This is a genomic window from Mesorhizobium sp. P2_B5, from assembly GCF_056404775.1.
In genome coordinates, this window is record NZ_JBFUDJ010000001.1 from 107,172 (window position 1) to 124,349 (window position 17,178).

The following is a 17,178-nucleotide window of genomic DNA, read 5'->3' on the forward strand; positions in this document are numbered from 1 at the left end:
CACTGAAAACCGCAACCGCCCGGCCTCTCCGCGAGAGCCGCAGTTTGCCGCTGGAATCATAAGCTTGCGGGATTTTGCGCCGGCATTTGTCCCGGGGGATCGCAGGCCGCGATGCCGAGAAAGAAAAACCGGACGGGAGCGCGTTGCCCGTGGCCAGAGCGTATCTTGGCCGAGCCATCGCCAAAAACAGGTCCGTTGGGGTAGATTTCGACGCTGTTTCTTTGTCGGCGGTCGCTTGCTCCCGCCCGTAACTGAATGAGCGGTTGAGTTGCCGCCATTTTCCCGACTGGGCGCAAGCTTTGATATGGTGCGATCGCACCATATCCCTGGACGTCGCGGCACCGCCGAATCCCGGCGCTGATGTCAGCTAGCCGGCGTCTCGCTGGGCTTCGCTCGCGATGCCGGCCCAGCGCTCGACCTTTTCGAGCAGCGCCTTGGGACTGATCGGCTTGGGCAGATAATCGTCCATGCCGGCTTCCAGGCAGCGCTCGCGATCGCCCTTCAAGGCATGCGCGGTGACGCCGACGATCGGGACATGCGTGCCGCTCTCTTGCTCCAGCCGGCGAATCGCGGCCGTGGCTTCGAGCCCGTTCATCTCCGGCATCGAGACATCCATCAGGATCATGCGCGGATTGAGCCGGCCGAAAGCGTCGAGCGCCTTGCGGCCGTTGCCGACGATCTCAAAACTGTAGCCGGTTTCACCGAGGATCTGAGTGAACACCATCTGGTTCACCTCATTGTCCTCGGCAACGAGGATGTCGAGCCCGCGTTCGTTGCCGCCGGCCCGGGCGCGGGCGCGCACTGGCGGCGGATGCAACTGCGCCCGCACGGACGCGGCGCGTGCCGGCGGCGCCGACACCCGCTGTACCATCGCTTCGCCGGAACCGCCGCTTGCGGCTTCCGGCGCCTGGCCTGTCGTGCCGTGGCGATGGCGCTGGATGGTCGCGACCAGCGTCTCCAGCAACACCGAGGAGCGCGCCGGCTTGATCAGCTGCGCGTCGATGCCGAGGTCGCGGTAGCCGGTGTTGGCGAGCGACTGGTCGACCGAGGTCAGCATGATGATCGGTGTGTCGGCCAGCCCTGCGGTGTTGCGCACGATGCGCGCCATTTCGGCACCGCTCATCCCCGGCATCTGGTAGTCGAGGACGACGCAGTCGACAGGCACGCCATAGGCAGCCGCGGCGACCAGCACCTTCAGCCCTTCGGCACCGCTTTCGGCGGCGCAGGAATCGAACGTCCACGACACCATCTGCTCGGTCAGGATCGAGCGGTTGACGGCGTTATCGTCGACGATCAGCACCCGCGCGCCAGTGACGTCGACGGGCATGATGCGCTGCACCGTCTGCTGGCCGGCCCTCGGCAGCGTGACGGTGAACCAGAAGGTCGAGCCCTTGCCCTCGGCGCTCTCGACGCCGATCTCGCCGTCCATCAACTCGACCAGCCGCGAGGTGATGGCAAGGCCGAGCCCGGTGCCTTCGTGGCGCCTGGTCGACGAGGTATCGACCTGATTGAACTTTTCGAAGACGGCCTTCAGCTTGTCCTCCGGAATGCCGATGCCGGTGTCGGTGACCGAGATGGTGAGCCTGGTTCCGGCCACAACCCTCTCGCCGGTGACATCGACCAGCACATGGCCTTCGTCGGTGAACTTCACCGCATTGCCGAGCAGATTGGTGACGATCTGCCTTATGCGGCCGACATCGCCGATGAACAGGCTTTCCAGGCCCGGCTCGACACGCACGATCAGTTCGAGATCCTTCTCCTTGGCGCGTGTCGACACCAATGTCGCCACATCCTCGATCGCCTCGGGCAGGTTGAACGGCGCCGGGTCGAGCACGAGCTGGCCGGCATCGATCTTGGAGAAATCGAGGATGTCGTTGATGATGGTCAAAAGCGCGTTGCCCGACTTGACGATAATGTCGGTGAACGTCTTCTGCTTGGTGTCGAGGTCGGATTTGGCGAGCAGCTCGGCCATGCCCAGCACGCCGTTCATCGGCGTGCGGATCTCGTGGCTCATATTGGCCAGGAATTCCGACTTGGCGCGGTCGGCGAGCACGGCGCGCTGGCGTGCCTCGCGCAGCTCGGCCTCGCGCATCTTCAATTCGGTGATGTCGGTGGTCGATCCGATGAGATAGAGCGAACCGTCGGAGGCGATCATTGCGCCCTTGCGCGCGAACTGGTGGCGCACATTGCCGTCGGCAAGCGTCACCGTCTCCTCGATCTCCTGCGTCTCGCCGGTGCGCAGCACGGCCATATCACCGGCGACGAAGGCCTCACCGTCCGCGCCGAAGATCTCGACGTCGGTCTTGCCGATCGCCTCCTCCTTGCTCAGGCCGGTCAGGTCGCACCAGCCCTTGTTAACGTAGAACTGGCGCAGGTCCGAGCGCTTGGCGTAGATCGACACCGGCACATTGTCGATGAGATTGCGGAACACCTCGTTCTCGCGCATGCTTTCTTCCAGCGCCTGCTCGCGCGCCTTGACCTCGGTGATGTCGGTGCTGGAGCCGACCAGGTGCACCGACCCGTCGAGCGCCACCAGGCGGCTCTTGCGCGTCATCAATTGCCGCACCGTGCCGTCGCGATGGGTAACGGGCTCCTCGATCTCGCGACCGCGGCCGGTGACGACGACCTCGGTGTCGTCATGGGTGTAGGTTTCGGCGTCGTCGATGTTGAAAAGCTGGAGATCGGTCCGGCCGATAACCTCCTCCTTGGGGATGCCGGTCAGCGCGCACCAGGCCTTGTTGACGAATTCCATGCTCAGATCCTGCGCCTTGATGAAGGCGGCGACCGGAAGTTCGTCCATGACGTGGCGGAACAGGTCGATCTGACGCATGCTTTCCTGCAGCGCCTTTTCGCGGCTTTTGATCTCCGAAATGTCGACGCGCACGCCGATGAAGGTGCCGTCCTCGGTCCGCATATCGTAGACCTGGTACCAGCGGCCGTCCGCATTGAGGCGCTCGTAGGAGGTGTTCGGCAAGTGGTAGCGGGCGAGGATGGCACTGAGCCAGACGTCGCGGTCGCCGTCATAGAGTCTGTCGATCTCGGGATCGCCGCTCGATCGGAAATAGCCGACCGAATGTCCCAGTTCCAGCGCGTCGCGGAAGCTGCTGCCGGGCTGCCATGCCGGCACCAGCGCCGGCAGCGTGTCCTGCAGCTTGCGGTTGGCGAAGACGAACTTGTCGTCGCGGTCGTAGATGATGACGGCCGCGGGGAGCGATTCCAGCACCGTGGCAAGGTTCTTGCGCGCGTCCTCGGCTTCCGTCTCGCGGCGCTTCATGTCTGAGATGTCGAATAGGAAGCCGGCGACATAGTTGCGGCCACTTGGCATGCCGACGCGGTTCTTGCGCACGATGCGCGAGCGCCTGGCGCCCTCGACCTCGAAATTCTCCTCGATCTCATAAGGCGTGCCGGTCGCCAGCACGGCGCGTTCGCTGTCTTCGAACAGCGCGGCATCCTTCCCCGGCATGAAGTCGCCGCCGGGCCTGCCCAGCATCGCTTGCGGCGTCTGTCCGAACAGCGCCGAGAACGCCTCGTTGACGAAGACGAAGCGCAGATTGTCGTCCTTGACGAAAATCGGGTCCTCGACGGCGTTGATCACCGCCTCGGCCAGCCGTGATTTTTCGAGCGCCTCGGCGAGTTCGGCCTCGCGGTCCTTTATGTCGGTGACATCGACATAGGAGATCAGCCTTTTGCCGCCGGCGAGCGGCGCCAGCGATGCAATCAGCGTACGGCCGTCATTGCGCGGCAATTGCCTAGAGCCCACCACGCCGGCCGAGATTTCTGCTTCGCGCTCGGCGATGTGGCGCTGCCATTCGGCGTCGTCGGCGCCGTAGGGGTCCATATCGCGGCTGGCTTGCATCAGCTCGCGGAAGCCGCAGCCGATCCCGGCGCGTCGGGGATCGATTTCCCAGAAATCATAGAAGGCGCGGTTGATCACCTCCGTGCGCATGTCCGCATCGAGGACAAGCACGCCGATCGGCATCTGGTCGACCATCGTGCGCAGATTGGCGAAAGTCTCGGCGGTCCTGGCGTTGGCGCTTTCGATCGCCGCGTCGCGAAGCGTCAGCTCGGTGATGTCGTAATAGGTCAGGAGCCGCTTGCCGCCGGACAGCGCCGTTACCGAGAACATCATGGTGCGGCCATTGGCATGGGTGAACTCGCGCGGCGCAACCGAGCCGGCGCGAATCTCCTCGATACGGGTGGCGAGGTAATGCTGCCACTGCTGTTCGTCGAGATCGCCATAGATGCCGTTGCGGCGGTTGAGCTCCATCAGGAGGCTGAACGGCGCGCCGACGGTGACGGCGCCATCGGGAATCCTTGAGAGGTCGCGATAGGCCTTGTTGACAATGAGCGTGTCGAGCTTGGCGTCGAGCAGCACGACGCCCATATGCATGGCATCCATCGTCCGCTCGAGATCGGCAAGATGCTGCGTGCTCTCGTCTGCGGCTGGCGGCACCTGCCGAAGGTCGTCCAGCGCGCCGGCCAGCGCCGTGACGTTGCGGCCAATGCCGCGATAGCCGGTAAACTCGCCCTCGCCGTCGAAACGGGGCGAGCCGGTGATCGAAACCCAGCGGCAGCCGGGGCGGCCGCCCTTCAATTCATAAACGAAGTCGCGAAACGGCCGATGCGCCTGCAGATCCTCCAGATGTGCGGCGGCGTGTCGATTGCCATGCACCATCTGCTTGAGGAAATCGAAGCGGAAGCGACCAAGAATGTTGGCGGGATCGATGCCGGTGGCAGCCTGGTAATTTTCTGAAAGCCAGGAAAAGCGCAGTTCCGCGTCGGTCTCCCAGACCCAGTCAGCACCGGCCTCGACCAGTTCGCGCAGCGCTTCGGGTGAAGCCCCGGCGGACGCGTTCTCGCCACACAAAGCAATCTCGACCAGCCGGCGTAGCGCTTCGGGCGAATCCTCGCCAGGAGTGTCCTCGCCACGCAAAGCGGCCTCGAACAGCTCGCGCAGCGCTTCGGGTGAAGCCCCGGCGGAATCGTCCTCGCCATGCAAACCGGCCTCGACCGGCTCATGCGGCGCTTCGGGTGAACCCCCGACGGACGTATCCTTGCCGTTCACAGCCCCCTCTCGGGAACCGCGTCCGCCGCGTGTTCCAACAGTCCCGTCAGCCATTCCGTTCCCACCCCGAAAGCCAAGGCCGAACCCCCTCAGCGGTTCGCCGGCGAAATGTGCCCGAGAAGCATTAATGATCCGCTAACCATAACGCATCCAAACTCCAACCAGAGCCCACATTGCCCTGCGGTATTCCGCCGGTTGTCGGCGGAACCCCGGCCGGGCTATAAGTCGGCAGGGGTATTGCGGATGACTGGTTGGATCGTGCCTTGTTTCCTGGGCGTGGCGCTGCTTGCCAGCAGCGGCTGCGCGCGCAGCTATGACGGCACGGTTGTGATCCCGAGGCCGCTCGATATCAGGCGGGTCTGGGATCGCGATCCGTCGCTGACCGAGGCCAGCAAGATGCAGGCGGCAGCCGGCGTGTTTCCGACACCGCCGCCGCAGGAGCCGTACCGGCCGGCGGCGCGCCGACAGACGACATCGGCTCCGTCGAGACGGCACGTCAGGTCCAGCCCGCCCGCGATGACTTCCGAACCGGCCAACCCGCTCACCTGCAAGAATGTCAGCCAACCCGGCAAACGCTACAAGATGGTCTGCGAATAGCCTGATGCATGTCGCCCAAAAGCGGCCCGCGGTTTTGGGATCAAGACATGGATAAAACAGGGCATTTCGGCGCCGCGCGGCTCAGTCCGCCGGGAAGAAAGCCGGCCCGACCATCCTGACCGGCCGCGAGCCGGCCAAAGCTTCGACCGACTGCTGCTGGGCAGCGCCCGTGGCCTCTGGGGTAGAGCCGTCGGTCCGGGGGATTTGCGCAACGGTCACGAGGTCCGGCTTTGCCGACGGCAGGGGAATGATGGCGTTGCTGATATTGGCTGGCGTAACCGTGCGCGCTCTCAACTCGGCGACACGCCTGGAGTAGCGCTTGACGTCACAGGCTTTGAAAGTCGTGTCGTTGCGGTATTTGAAAGCCGCCGGCAGGTCCTTGTAGGGTTTGCGCGTATCGAGCGCGACCATCTCTTCGGTTTCAAGGCTTGGGTCGCCCAGCGTGTACAGGTCGACGCCGGCATCGTCGCAGATGTAGCGGCACTGATCGACCATCTCCTTGACATCGTTGCCTTGCACGAATTGCGATTTCGGCGCCGGGAAGAAATAGCCGTCGGACAGGCGAACGCAAAACAGCATCGAATTGCTGCCGATCATGGCGCCCGCCGGACGCTGTTTCTGTTGCCTGGCGGCGGGCGCGCAGCCGAGCGCGACGAGCCTGGCCTGCAGACCGGACGTATCCCGGCCCGAAATCGCGGCGCCGGCGATCTGGCGTTGCACCTGGGTGCGGCTTTTGGCGAGGTCGGCGCAAGCGTTGAAGAAGCCGCCCGTCGCACTTTGCGCCGTGCAGCGGCGTTGCCTCTCCAGGCCCTGGATCGCCGCAAGCTGGCGGCGCAGCTGCGCAAGCTCGGGGCTGATCCCGCCGCCGCGGCCGGACGACGCCATCTGGCCCCTGAGTGCGGCGCAAGCATCGGCAAGGGAGGCCGAGCTTCCGAGGACGGTCGCCGTCATCACCAGTGCAAAGATTCCGACTGGCCACAAACGCATCATCGGCGCCCCTGGTCCTTGTACCCTATGGAGCCGATAGCCGCTCCAGCCGATTGAGTCTCAATATATAAGGCAAGTCTAATTCAGAGAAAGTCCAGCAACAGCCAGGTATTTACGCCAAGTGTATTATGCCGTCTCCTGTAAATTCGCTATTATACTTTTGTTTCAAGATTGAGACGAAGCGAGGCATCGACGCGCCTGGGCCGCCACCGCGATCAATCCCGCGTTATCGGCCCTTGCGGTTGAAACCTTTCTCCGCTGTGTCGCGTTGTATCGGGCAAAGGAGACCGAAGATGTCTATTCACTTCACTGTCTCTGGCCTGACCAGGAACCTGTTCCACTCGCTGGGACTGGACCATGAACGGGCGCCGAGAGCGCTCGACCCTGAACAGAGCCTGCTTTTGGAATGCTATCTGGCCGGGCAGATTCCCGAATCCGCCTGGGCCGACTACGTCTTCGAGACACCGGACCTGCAACGGCATGTCGACATAAGGCGCCGGCACAACTGATCAGAGCAATTCCAGGAAAAGTGTGAGCGTCCGGAATTGCGTCAAAACAACGAGAGAGCGGGTCGCCGTTTCTGTGAAACGGTGAAACGCTCTACCGCTTGCTATTGCTTGGGCGAGGCGAACTGCATGGTGAAGACATTGCCAGCTACGCCTTGTGCAAGCTTGGGCGAAAAGCTCAGGGGAAGACATTTCTGCAGAGCCGTGGTCGCAGCGTCGACAAACGCTTTCTTGGCATTGGCGTCGCCATCGACCTTGATCGCCGTCGGCCGCGGCGGACCGATCAGCGTGCCGTCACGCTTGAAGCTGAAGCTCAAGGTGACGGTCGCATTTCCAGCATCGGTCGGCGGCGTCCAGCACGCCTGGATCGCATCGCCGACCTCCGTCATGGTGTCGAGCGACGCGGCATTGGTCGGGTAGCCTCCGGCCAACACAGCACCAACAACCGCAAACAATCTCGCCACGCCTTTCATCGCAAAGCTCCTCGTATCTCGGCCGCCAAGGGGATGATGGTAGGGTCGACGCCAGCAATGGCAATATGCCTGATGGCAGACTTTATGGCGAAGCGCGGGGACGCGCCTGACAGCGCATCGGCGAAAAGCAAAAAGGCCGGCATTGCGCCGACCTTTCCTTCCACTTCGGCGCCAGTACATCCGTGGTCGCGGGGTGGATTGCCCTCAATAGACAGGGCTTTGGTTAACGAATCCTTAGCTTTGCGCGTTGGCCTGTGATTTCACATAGGCGATATAGCCTCTGACATCGCCTGCCGGCTCGGCATAGGCCTTGCCGAGTTTCTTCTCGATTGCCGCGACATACTCCTTCGCCCATTTGGGCAGTGGGTAGTCGATGACGGCCAGGAATTCGAGCGTCGATGCCAGGCGGATGTCGGCGATCGACGGGTGCTTGCCGCCGATGAACGGCTTGCCGTCCCTGAAGAAGGAGTGAAACACCTCCAGCGGCTCGGCAATTGCCGCCATCGCGGCCTTCTGCGCCTCGGACTTCTTGTCCGGATGGGCGTCACTGTGGCCGACCTCGCCGGCATATTGCGGGAAGCCGAGCGCCGGATAGGTCGCGCGCGCCACGTAGGGATAGAGCGTGCCGATCAGATAGAACATGGCGCTGTCGACCATCGCCCGCTTGGCCGGCGCCTTGGGATAGAATTTCTCCAGCCCGTGCTTGTTGGCGAGATACTGCATGATGGCGCAGCTTTCCCACAGCACGCCTCTGGGGAGACCCTTGTCCTCGATCATCGGTGTTAGATGCGCCGGATTGCGTGCCATATATTCGGGCGAACGCGTGTGGCCCCAGGCGTCGGTCTCGGCGGGGTCGAACCCGGCCGCGCGCGCAAACACCCGAACGGTCATGTTGTTGACGCTCGGCTTCAGCATGCTGATCTTCAAGGCCGGCTTCTTCGCAGCCTTGGCCGTCTTCGGCGCGGACTTCTTGGCGGCCGGCTTCGCCGCGTCTTTCGCAGCCGGCTTTGCGGATGCCTTCGCCGCAGGCTTGGCAGCCGCTTTTGCTGCCGGCTTGGCGGCGGTTTTCGGCGCGGCCTTGGCCGCAGATTTCCCAGCGCTCTTTGCAGTCTTTGCCATTATGGTTCTCCCCTTTTTGTGGCCGTCAGTATGGATTCTTCGGCGTCCTGTCGTCCGACAAGGTCGTGCGCGACCACTCGACCAGCGTCTGGATCGCGTCGGCGAGATGCACTTCAGCGATGTTGTAGTCGCCGCGCGCGACGCGCAGCTTGTGTGCCTGCATCAAGACGTCGGCATGGGTGAAGCCCGCCGGCGGCTCGAAGCGGTAGGACGCCAGCTCGATCAACAGGCCGAGCGGATCCTCGAAATAGATCGAGTCCATGAAGCCGCGATCCTTGACGCCGCTGTGCTTGATGGCGCGCTCGTCGAGCCGGGCGACCGCCTGCAGAAAGGTGACGCGCGACACGGCAAAGGCGATGTGGTGGACGCAGCCCGGCTCTGTCGGCGTGCGCCGCTGGACCGGCGTGCGGCTCTCGTCGGTGAAGACGGTGATCAGCCTTCCGTCGCCGGGATCGAAATAGAGATGGCTTTCGCTGGCCTTGTCGAGATTCGGCTGCTCGAAGATGAACGGCATGCCGAGCACGCCCTCCCAGAAATCGATCGACGTCTGGCGGCCAGCGCCGACCAGCGTGATGTGATGGACGCCCTGCGATTGCAGTTTCTGCATCGGTCTCCTCCCCGCCGACCCCTCGCCTTCTTGGGCGAGCTTGGATCTTGCCAAATCATACCATCGCCGCACGCCATGCGCGCGGCGGATGTGCATGCCTGGCGGCTTTTTCCCGATCCGTTCCCCGGCGTTCTGCGCGCCGTAACGGCGTCGTGCAATGATGCTAGTGCAATTGGCAGCGACGCGCCAGAAGCGACGATGTCGACCGGCGCATGGCGGTGAAGATGAAAGAGAGCCAAGCCTTCAAGGCTGCAGGATATTCGCTAAGAGGATATTCGCTAGGCGACAGCTCTGAACTGGGCTTCCGCCAACATGCCGAGACCCGCGCATTCGGCGCATGCCATGGTCTGCCCCGGGCAGCCAGCTCGATGCGTCCCTTGCGGGCAGCAGTGCCCTTTCGACTCACGCCATTTCAAGCAATCGAAAACCTTCCCGCTGCCGTGGCAGTGCGGGCACGTCATTTTCACCGAACTCATACCTGCTTTACCCGACCCAAATCCGCGTTGCGGCAGATGCTATCCCCGCACCGCAAGTAACAGAGATTGCTACGCTTTCAAGCGTCGCGGCCTGACTTAAATTGGGTGCATCGGGCATACGGACTAGCCGGGTTTCGCTGATGCCGCCGACCCTCGCGGTCGAACGCGATAGGCACGGCTGCTTGCCTGAAATTGTGGAGGGAAGAAACGGCCCAGCCGTTGTTTGGTACGCCAAAGTGGAATCGAACAACTGTTCCCGCCGTGGCAGAGAAACACTGCACGCATCTGGTGCTCTCGTACGTCGCGGACGATCAGGCAGCTGGCGCCGGACATCTGAACCAACAGACTGGCCAAAGCTTCACAGAATAGTCACTCTCAAAGGTGAGAATGATCCGATGGCTGAAACTTCAATCGAATGGACGGACGCGACATGCCGGGCGCGGGCATTCGTGCACATATCGTCACGTGGCCTTCCACGACTGCCGTTGAAAGACAGTTGAAAGAAGGGCAATAAGAGGGACCGCCAAAGCTAGTTAGATTGGATGAGCCCTATGACGCAGAGTATTCTCGAAAAGACGTTGGCAGGCGCGCAGAAGGATCAGGAGACGGTTCGATCCGGCAAGCCGATTGCCAAGGTTCCCGATGGCCTGTCGTTCCACGACATGACCGCTCACGTCGACGACAGGGGAAGCGTCACCGAAATCTACGACACCCGCTGGAATTGGCACCCCGATCCGCTGGTCTTTTGCTACATGTTTACCATCCGACCGGGAACGGTGAAGGGTTGGGGGCTGCACAAGCTTCACGAGGATCGATACTTCGTTGTCGATGGCGAAATGGAGGTCGTCTTGTATGACCCAAGGCCCGAGTCGAGCACTTGCGGACAGGTATTTCGGATTGTTCTGTCTTCAGCCCAGCCCCGTCTGATGAATATTCCCAGATTCGTCTGGCATGCGGACCACAACATCGGCACGACGGACGTTAGGGCAATCAATTTTCCTACAATGCAATATGACCACGCCAATCCCGACAAATACCGGCTGCCGCTGGATACCGATTTGATCCCGGTCGACTTTGGCGGCCTCAAGGGATGGTAGACGCTCCGCCGCTCTTCAGCGTCCTGATGCCGACCCATAATCGTCCCGACTCTCTTGCCTATGCGATCCAGTCGGTGCTGGCGCAGACGGAGCAATCGTTCGAGCTTCTGGTCGTTGGCGACGGCGCAGCACCCGAGACCGAAGCGGTTGTGAAGAGCTTTTCCGACCCGCGCATTCGTTGGTTTGATTTCCCCAAGGCGCCTCACTTTGGCTATGCCAATCGAAATCTGGCGCTTCGATCGTCACGCGGGGAATTGATAGCCTTCGCCGCCGACGATGACTTGATGATGCAGGATCATCTTGCCCTCATGCGCGGCCAGTTCGTCGATCCGTCGGTGGCACTTGTCTACGGCCAGGTCCTCTGGGTCTCGACCGACGGCATTTGCGGTCCTGATCTTACCAACCTGTTTTTTCCCGAAGAGCGGCGTCAATTCATGGCGAGAGGGAACACGATAGCGGCCTCAGGCGTCGTATATCGCGCCAGCGCTCTTGCGGAGCGGACGGTGTGGCCAGAAGATGTGAACGGGGCGGGAGACTGGGAGATCTGGCGTCGCATCGTGCTCACCAAGGGCTTCGCCGCCGTGCGCTACCTTCGCCTCCCGACGTGCCTGCATTTCTCCGCTAAGTGGAAAAACCTCAGAGACTCCGGGAATCCGAGGCTGACGGGATTTATCAACGCGTGTGAGAAATCGATCTGGTATCCAGCGCCGCTGCGGGTCGCCATTCCGACAGGACACCTGGAACAAAAGGTCTTCTGGGACATCATGTCTGTCGATCCCGATGGCTGGACCGCAATCATTCGCGAAGCAGCAGCCGACGCCGTTAACCGACTTGCGGTCGACCGTCTCGAAAACCTGGTTAGACCCGACCCGCCGCCCACACCACCTCCGCCCGCTGCCCCAGATAACGGCCGAGCGGAGGCTCTTGCGGCAGAAGTACAGGCTCTCGCGATAGAAAGGGACGCTTTGAAGGTGGAGATGGAGGCGCTCAAGCGCTCGAAGAGTTGGCGTTGGACTGCCCCTCTAAGGCAATTGCGAAGGCATATCGGCCGATAGGGGCCGGCGCCAAAGGGCATGAAGCGGCCGGATGATCCTATTCGTCCCCGTCGCCGAGGTACGCCTTCACACGTCCGAAATCGCGGTACATTCCGCCGTCCGGGTGTTTCTTCTCATGCCAGGTGATCGCCCAACAGCCGGTGTCCTGAAGACCTTCCATGACCAACACCCGATCGCGGTCGGCCGGGAAATGCTCCTTGAGAAGATTGTTGACTGCATTCAACCCGCCGTCCCGGTAGGCTTGTACATAGACATCGTCGTCCATCATATATTTCCCCTTTTAGGGCTGCCCGCTGCACCGGCAGCAGCAGCTTTCAGTACTCGGCATGCCTACCGCTTTCACGGCTTCCTCAACCGCACCCCGGCGCCGCCGCCGTTCTCGGCAATGAACTCGACGCCGGCAGATTCGAAAGCCTTTTGAACTGTGGCGATCGAATGCCCCGGCGTTGTCGCCTCAGTCTCGATTCTCGGCCGAGACACTCAAGTCATACGGCTGTGACTCAGTCTATGGCGACAACTACGCCGCGCAGTGGGTCGTGGATGCCTTTGACCGGTATGGCATCCGATACATCAAGTCGCCGCTCAACAAGAGCGAACTCTTCCTGAACTTTTTGCCGATGCTCAACAGCCGCTCGATCCAGCTGCTGGACCACGGCAAGCTGGTATCGCAACTCGTCGGGATGCAGCGCCGCGTGACCAGCGGGGGCCGCGAGACAATCGATCACAACCCAAATGGGCATGACGACGTGGCGAATGCTGTCGCCGGATGCCTGGCTGTCATCGCCCGCAACCGGCGTCAGACGGTCACCAAAACAACCGCAATTCCGATGTGAGGCGACATGCGAGCGGGCGACGTTTTCCATTCACCAAACGGCCACCAGTGGATCATTTTCAGCGTCCTGACACTGGCAGGCGTCGTTGGTCTTGAAGATGGACGGTACATGTTCATCCTGCGCCCTATCCCGACACAATATGGCGACGATGTACTCTGCGCGCTGCTGCCACTGGAAGCGCCGGGCTGGACGACAGAGACGGTCATCGACAAACGCGACGTTTACGAGTTGGCGGGCGAACAGTTCGCAATCCATGGCGAACGCGGCAACTTCATCAAGTTACGGCGCGAGGACCGCACCACGGAATGGACTCTTCGCTGGCGCGTCGCCTTCTGCATGTTGCGTGGCAAGGACGTGTCTCCCGAGGCTGAATGGCGTGACGCCCTCCCGGAGGAAATCTGATGGGCGTCGAGATCGGCGACATCGTGCCCTTGGGACAAGCTGGAGCAGGCGAACTCCGCTGGGTGGTTGCCGGGCTTACCCAAAATCCGGGCGGTCCGCGTATGGCGCGACTGATACGCAAGACCAAGCTCAACTCATTTTCAAGTTGGCACGTCAACCGGGACGCGCTGGTCACGCTGGAAAGGCCCGTCTTCAACCCGGGTGACAAAGTGAGGGTCGATAAAGATCGCGGCGTCTACAGAGACCGTGTCGGCGACGTAGCGAGGATCATGATGGCCGTAAACCGCCGGGTGTTTACCGACATTGGGTTCATCGAGACCGGGGTGTGTCTTGCGCTGGTCAGTTACGGGCTGCTCGTCTTGGAAAATAGGTTGAAGGAGAAGAACCATGGCAACTGATGTACCCATGTCGCTCGATGAGCGATCGATTGAACGGTTTCACGTTGTGGACCGTCTGACACGCACGAAGGTCGAAGACCCCGATCTGGACGACCTCGCCGCATCCATCAAACTGGCCCGCGAGACAGCGCTGGGGATCGCCAAGCTCGCCGAGATTACGATGAAGGATCGGACCCAGCTCCCCGAAGCCGGGCTGCTGCAGGTTCGCAGCCACGCCCTCAAGGCATCCGTGACCGTGGCAACCAAGCTTGATGCCGCGCGGGCGAAGATCGTCAGCGGGCTTGAGCAGTTCGAGCGCGACACTGCCGCCCCGCCGCTGCTGCCAGCCACAGCGGCCGCCGAAGCCGAAGTCCGCGCCGCATTCCTGAACAATATGACGGAAGCGCAGCGCAAGGCGGCAATCAGCGGTGCGTTCAAGACGCAGAACAAGACGGTGCTTGGTGCCGTTCTGCGCTGGCCGCACTACTTGAGCGGTTTGTCGCCAGCATACTTGGAGATCGTGCGGCACCGATACCGCAAGGAATTCTTCCCCTCCGAGTATGAGCGGCATTTCCGCCTAAAGAAGGCGCTGTCGGTTGCAGAGGGCCAAGGCACGTCATTCGTTCGCTTCGTCAACAGCATGGCCAATTCGCCAGCCGTAGCGCTTGCGGAAGCGGCCAAGAAGGCACGTGAGGAATTGCAGGCCATCTACAGCGCAGCAGCGGCGGCATAGACCATGGCAACGCATATTGATGAGAACGGCACTTTCACCTGCCCACCTGTGGTGGACTCACTGGAGGACGTCCCGAAGGACTTCAGGGGCGCGTACGAAGCAGACCCCGATCAGCCCGAGCTATTTCGCCTCACGGAGGAGGGCCATGAACTACGGGCGCTCTATGAGGAAATGGCGAGCCTCGATGCTGAGCTAAAAACGCTCAAAGCAAGGGATGACAAGATCACCAAGGCTAAGCGGACGGTAGAGGCATCGCTGATCTCGGCCATCGCGTCTGCGGGCGTCAAGCCAGCCTTTCAGGAGGGCGTGTCCGACATCCTTCAAAAGCGTCACAAGTTCACGGTGCAGCCGTCTGATGATGGCAGCGGGCCGGTTGTGATGGCTGAATCAGCCTACGGTGCGTTTCCGGTGGAGACTATCGTCACCAGCTTTCTGGAATCCGATGACGGGGTGGGTTACCGGCAGAAGAAGTCCGGCGCTACCCCAGGCATGTTCACGACGATGATAAACAAGCTGCGGTAGCTATTTTTCTTCGCGGGGCGGACTACGAAGTGCGAACTTAATAGCTTCGGTGCCCGCAGCTTCCCGCTCAGCGAGTGTTTTGGCATTGCCCCACGCTGCCGCGAGCTTCTGCATCTCCTGATCTTCGAGATACTGCCGGTCGACCTCTCCGCCCTGTCGTCCCGCTTGAAAAGCGGCCACAAATTCACGCCATAGTTCCTTGATGAATCCCATTGCCTGCCCCTTTGGCTGTCTGAACGAAACTGGCAACTACTTGGACACACCATAGCACAACATCGTGTCACATGTCGCGCCGCCGGCACACTTCGGGCATGGACTCTACGGTTTCCGGCCCGAGCTACTTGGGAATCGCAGATCCCTGGGACAGTTGTACTTCGAGATTGATAGCTTGCAGGGCTCGACTTTCGAGATTGGGCGAAGACCAGTCCTCTGATTTCTGGTGATGAAAACCAATTTGTATCTTACGGGCACCTAGGTTGTCGCCAATTACGGTTCGCCATTTGAGACCGATCACGCCAGAAGGGCGGACAATTCCCGAATTGTGCTCATCGTCAGTTTCGAGAGTTATCTGAAAGCACATCGCTCCAGCAACGAACACGAAGACATATTTCGGAAAGTGTGCATCATCGTTCAATCGAGTTAGAATAGCACCCTGAATGATCGGTGCTGGATTCATCACGTTTGCATATGAAGTGACCACCTCAAAGCTTCTCGGTGATGGCGCTAATTCATCTTTTCCAGCAAGCCATGCCCTCAGATTTTCGAAGTGCTTTAGATGTTCCTTGGGTAGGATTGCCACTCCCATCTTTGCCAACGCTTTGTAGGCCAGCAGCGGAACATACCTCGCGGGTGGAATTGGCATCTTGAACTTCAAGGTCCCAGTAGCCGGGTCGACGGACACGTGGTCGCCAAAATCCTGACCTTTTATTGCGAAACTAATTGAGCGAGGGGTTCCCGGCCTCTCGCTGATGGTTGCGCTGCCTAGCGATCGTCCTGTCTGAGGGGATTTTCCACTCTTCCCCTTGATGCCTCCCAATGTCAGGAAGGGCATTACCCGTTCCGCTAACGCCCCTTCATTCCGACCGAAGTTAATGTTGCAGTTGTCGCATTCATCCCGGTTGAAGATCTTGTCGCTTTCGAAGAAGTGCGGAAAAGTATGAGCCTCATTTTTGAATTTCTTCGGATCGGTCTCCCCACAGAAACGGCACGTCCCCTTGGAGCCGATGTATTTTCGCTGCGTCTCCGAATGGGAAAAGATTGAGACGAGAAGGCTGTAGTTCTCTGCATCGAGCTCAATTGTTCCATCAGGAATGCTCAAATCAACCTCCCTTGACTGAGAAGGGCACCCGTATCCGGGGTGCCCTTTCAGTACTATCAGCTACGGAACGAGCCGGGGCCGGAAAGCCACTCTTTGATGAGTCTCTTTGCCATATCCCGCGACACGCAATCTTCTGGATCGAAGTCTACGCAGCTATCGGGATCGTCTAGAAAGCTGGTGTCGATCAAGAACGTACTGTCAATCGCCATTCCCGCACTCCAAATGCCGATTTAATGACGATGGGCCGTCATCGGGGATTTGGAGAGGATTGACCGAACCTCTGCGGCTGCCTGACTGCCAACCGCTCTGTCAAGATGACAGTGTTTGCGCAAACGTCAAATTTGGCGCGGCGCAGAATTGCCGTCCATGTACGTATATCGCACAAAACTTGCACAAAATTGGACAGGGCAGAGCTAAGTGCTTGAAATTCTTGGTACGCCCAAGGGGAATCGAACCCCTGTTCCCGCCGTGAGAGGGCGGTGTCCTGACCGCTAGACGATGGGCGCGTTCAAGAACCGGCGATATAGGCTGACGGTTTGGAAAAAGCAACCGGCCTTTGAGCGGTTTGGACAAACGGCTGAATTGGCCGCTCAGACCTGACGTTTCGGCTCGATCAGGTCCCACAGATTGCCGTAGAGATCGGCGAAAACCGCCACCGTGCCGTAAGGCTCGAAGCGCGGCGCTTCGCGGAAGCCGACGCCCTTGTCCAGCATCGCTCTGTGGTCGCGGGCAAAATCGTCGGTTTCGAGGAACAGGAAGACGCGGCCGCCGGTCTGGTTGCCGATGCTCTTCTCTTGTGCCTCGCCGTCAGCTTCAGCCAGAAGCAGCCTGGCGCCCTGTCCGTTGGCCGGCGCCACCGTCACCCAGCGCTTGCCGCCGCCGAGATCGACGTCTTCGGTCAGCAGAAAGCCCAGCCGTTCGACATACCAGGCGATCGCCTCATCGTAACTGCCGACAACGAGCGTGACGGTCGCGACCCGGCGATGGTTTGCAAACCCGGTCATGCCTGCA

The 17,178-nt window shown here is 60.9% G+C and carries 19 protein-coding genes and 1 tRNA gene; 9 read left to right on the forward strand and 11 right to left on the reverse strand.

Features of this window, described 5'->3' with window-relative positions; all coding sequences use genetic code 11:
• Window positions 1–367: 367 nt before the first annotated feature.
• Window positions 368–4,882: a PAS domain-containing protein gene (locus AC1D1N_RS00530; protein WP_477347329.1), complete on the reverse strand. Its 4,515-nt coding sequence runs from the start codon at window positions 4,880–4,882 to the stop codon at window positions 368–370.
• Between the two features lie 426 nt (window positions 4,883–5,308).
• Here AC1D1N_RS00530 and AC1D1N_RS00535 point away from each other — a divergent pair, with 426 nt between their 5' ends.
• Window positions 5,309–5,662 (forward strand): hypothetical protein, encoded by a 354-nt coding sequence (locus AC1D1N_RS00535; RefSeq protein ID WP_477346137.1) that lies wholly within the window; start codon window positions 5,309–5,311, stop codon window positions 5,660–5,662.
• 81 nt (window positions 5,663–5,743) lie between these two features.
• Here the strand turns inward: AC1D1N_RS00535 and AC1D1N_RS00540 are convergent, their stop codons facing one another.
• Window positions 5,744–6,649 (reverse strand): DUF2865 domain-containing protein, encoded by a 906-nt coding sequence (locus AC1D1N_RS00540; RefSeq protein ID WP_477346138.1) that lies wholly within the window; start codon window positions 6,647–6,649, stop codon window positions 5,744–5,746.
• 293 nt (window positions 6,650–6,942) lie between these two features.
• On the opposite strand from AC1D1N_RS00540, the gene AC1D1N_RS00545 reads away from it, so the two are divergent.
• Window positions 6,943–7,158, forward strand: coding sequence for a hypothetical protein (locus tag AC1D1N_RS00545; RefSeq protein ID WP_142869957.1), 216 nt, complete (start codon window positions 6,943–6,945; stop codon window positions 7,156–7,158).
• A 101-nt stretch (window positions 7,159–7,259) separates the two neighbouring features.
• On the opposite strand, the gene AC1D1N_RS00550 is transcribed toward AC1D1N_RS00545, so the two are convergent.
• The 3 genes from AC1D1N_RS00550 to AC1D1N_RS00560 form a co-directional block, all read right to left on the reverse strand.
• Window positions 7,260–7,628 carry a hypothetical protein gene (locus tag AC1D1N_RS00550; protein WP_477346139.1) on the reverse strand — a complete coding sequence of 123 codons (369 nt, stop codon included), beginning with the start codon at window positions 7,626–7,628 and terminating at the stop codon, window positions 7,260–7,262.
• Between the two features lie 234 nt (window positions 7,629–7,862).
• Complete coding sequence (locus AC1D1N_RS00555) at window positions 7,863–8,747, reverse strand: glutathione S-transferase family protein (RefSeq protein WP_436261683.1); 885 nt, start codon at window positions 8,745–8,747, stop codon at window positions 7,863–7,865.
• A gap of 25 nt (window positions 8,748–8,772) precedes the next feature.
• Window positions 8,773–9,354, reverse strand: coding sequence for a VOC family protein (locus AC1D1N_RS00560; protein ID WP_436261684.1), 582 nt, complete (start codon window positions 9,352–9,354; stop codon window positions 8,773–8,775).
• A 1,054-nt stretch (window positions 9,355–10,408) separates the two neighbouring features.
• Here AC1D1N_RS00560 and AC1D1N_RS00565 point away from each other — a divergent pair.
• Window positions 10,409–10,927, forward strand: coding sequence for a cupin domain-containing protein (locus tag AC1D1N_RS00565; protein WP_352591265.1), 519 nt, complete (start codon window positions 10,409–10,411; stop codon window positions 10,925–10,927).
• Window positions 10,921–11,982, forward strand: coding sequence for a glycosyltransferase family 2 protein (locus AC1D1N_RS00570; protein ID WP_436261686.1), 1,062 nt, complete (start codon window positions 10,921–10,923; stop codon window positions 11,980–11,982). Before AC1D1N_RS00565 ends, AC1D1N_RS00570 begins: the two co-directional genes overlap by 7 nt.
• A gap of 37 nt (window positions 11,983–12,019) precedes the next feature.
• Here the strand turns inward: AC1D1N_RS00570 and AC1D1N_RS00575 are convergent, their stop codons facing one another.
• The gene (locus AC1D1N_RS00575) at window positions 12,020–12,250 is read right to left on the reverse strand and encodes a hypothetical protein (protein WP_436261687.1); all 231 of its coding nucleotides are present in this window, start codon (window positions 12,248–12,250) and stop codon (window positions 12,020–12,022) included.
• Between the two features lie 268 nt (window positions 12,251–12,518).
• Between AC1D1N_RS00575 and AC1D1N_RS00580 the strand changes: the two genes are divergently transcribed.
• From AC1D1N_RS00580 to AC1D1N_RS00600, 5 genes are read left to right on the forward strand one after another with little or no spacing between them, the layout of a single operon-like run.
• On the forward strand, window positions 12,519–12,815 hold the full coding sequence (locus tag AC1D1N_RS00580; RefSeq protein ID WP_477346140.1) for a hypothetical protein: 297 nt from the start codon (window positions 12,519–12,521) through the stop codon (window positions 12,813–12,815).
• Between the two features lie 6 nt (window positions 12,816–12,821).
• Entirely contained in the window at window positions 12,822–13,217 is a 396-nt protein-coding gene (locus AC1D1N_RS00585; protein WP_477346141.1) for a hypothetical protein, read from the forward strand.
• The gene (locus tag AC1D1N_RS00590) at window positions 13,217–13,615 is read left to right on the forward strand and encodes a hypothetical protein (RefSeq protein WP_477346142.1); all 399 of its coding nucleotides are present in this window, start codon (window positions 13,217–13,219) and stop codon (window positions 13,613–13,615) included. Before AC1D1N_RS00585 ends, AC1D1N_RS00590 begins: the two co-directional genes overlap by 1 nt.
• Complete coding sequence (locus AC1D1N_RS00595; protein ID WP_477346143.1) at window positions 13,605–14,327, forward strand: hypothetical protein; 723 nt, start codon at window positions 13,605–13,607, stop codon at window positions 14,325–14,327. Before AC1D1N_RS00590 ends, AC1D1N_RS00595 begins: the two co-directional genes overlap by 11 nt.
• A gap of 3 nt (window positions 14,328–14,330) precedes the next feature.
• Window positions 14,331–14,849 (forward strand): hypothetical protein, encoded by a 519-nt coding sequence (locus AC1D1N_RS00600; RefSeq protein WP_477346144.1) that lies wholly within the window; start codon window positions 14,331–14,333, stop codon window positions 14,847–14,849.
• Here the strand turns inward: AC1D1N_RS00600 and AC1D1N_RS00605 are convergent, their stop codons facing one another.
• The 5 genes from AC1D1N_RS00605 to AC1D1N_RS00625 form a co-directional block, all read right to left on the reverse strand.
• A complete protein-coding gene (locus tag AC1D1N_RS00605) occupies window positions 14,850–15,062 on the reverse strand; it encodes a hypothetical protein (protein ID WP_477346145.1) in 213 nt (70 codons plus the stop codon).
• 124 nt (window positions 15,063–15,186) lie between these two features.
• A complete protein-coding gene (locus AC1D1N_RS00610; protein ID WP_477346146.1) occupies window positions 15,187–16,167 on the reverse strand; it encodes a hypothetical protein in 981 nt (326 codons plus the stop codon).
• A gap of 56 nt (window positions 16,168–16,223) precedes the next feature.
• Window positions 16,224–16,376 (reverse strand): hypothetical protein, encoded by a 153-nt coding sequence (locus tag AC1D1N_RS00615; protein ID WP_477346147.1) that lies wholly within the window; start codon window positions 16,374–16,376, stop codon window positions 16,224–16,226.
• 222 nt (window positions 16,377–16,598) lie between these two features.
• Window positions 16,599–16,673, reverse strand: a tRNA-Glu gene (locus AC1D1N_RS00620).
• Between the two features lie 84 nt (window positions 16,674–16,757).
• The gene (locus tag AC1D1N_RS00625; RefSeq protein ID WP_477346148.1) at window positions 16,758–17,171 is read right to left on the reverse strand and encodes a VOC family protein; all 414 of its coding nucleotides are present in this window, start codon (window positions 17,169–17,171) and stop codon (window positions 16,758–16,760) included.
• Window positions 17,172–17,178: the final 7 nt, after the last annotated feature.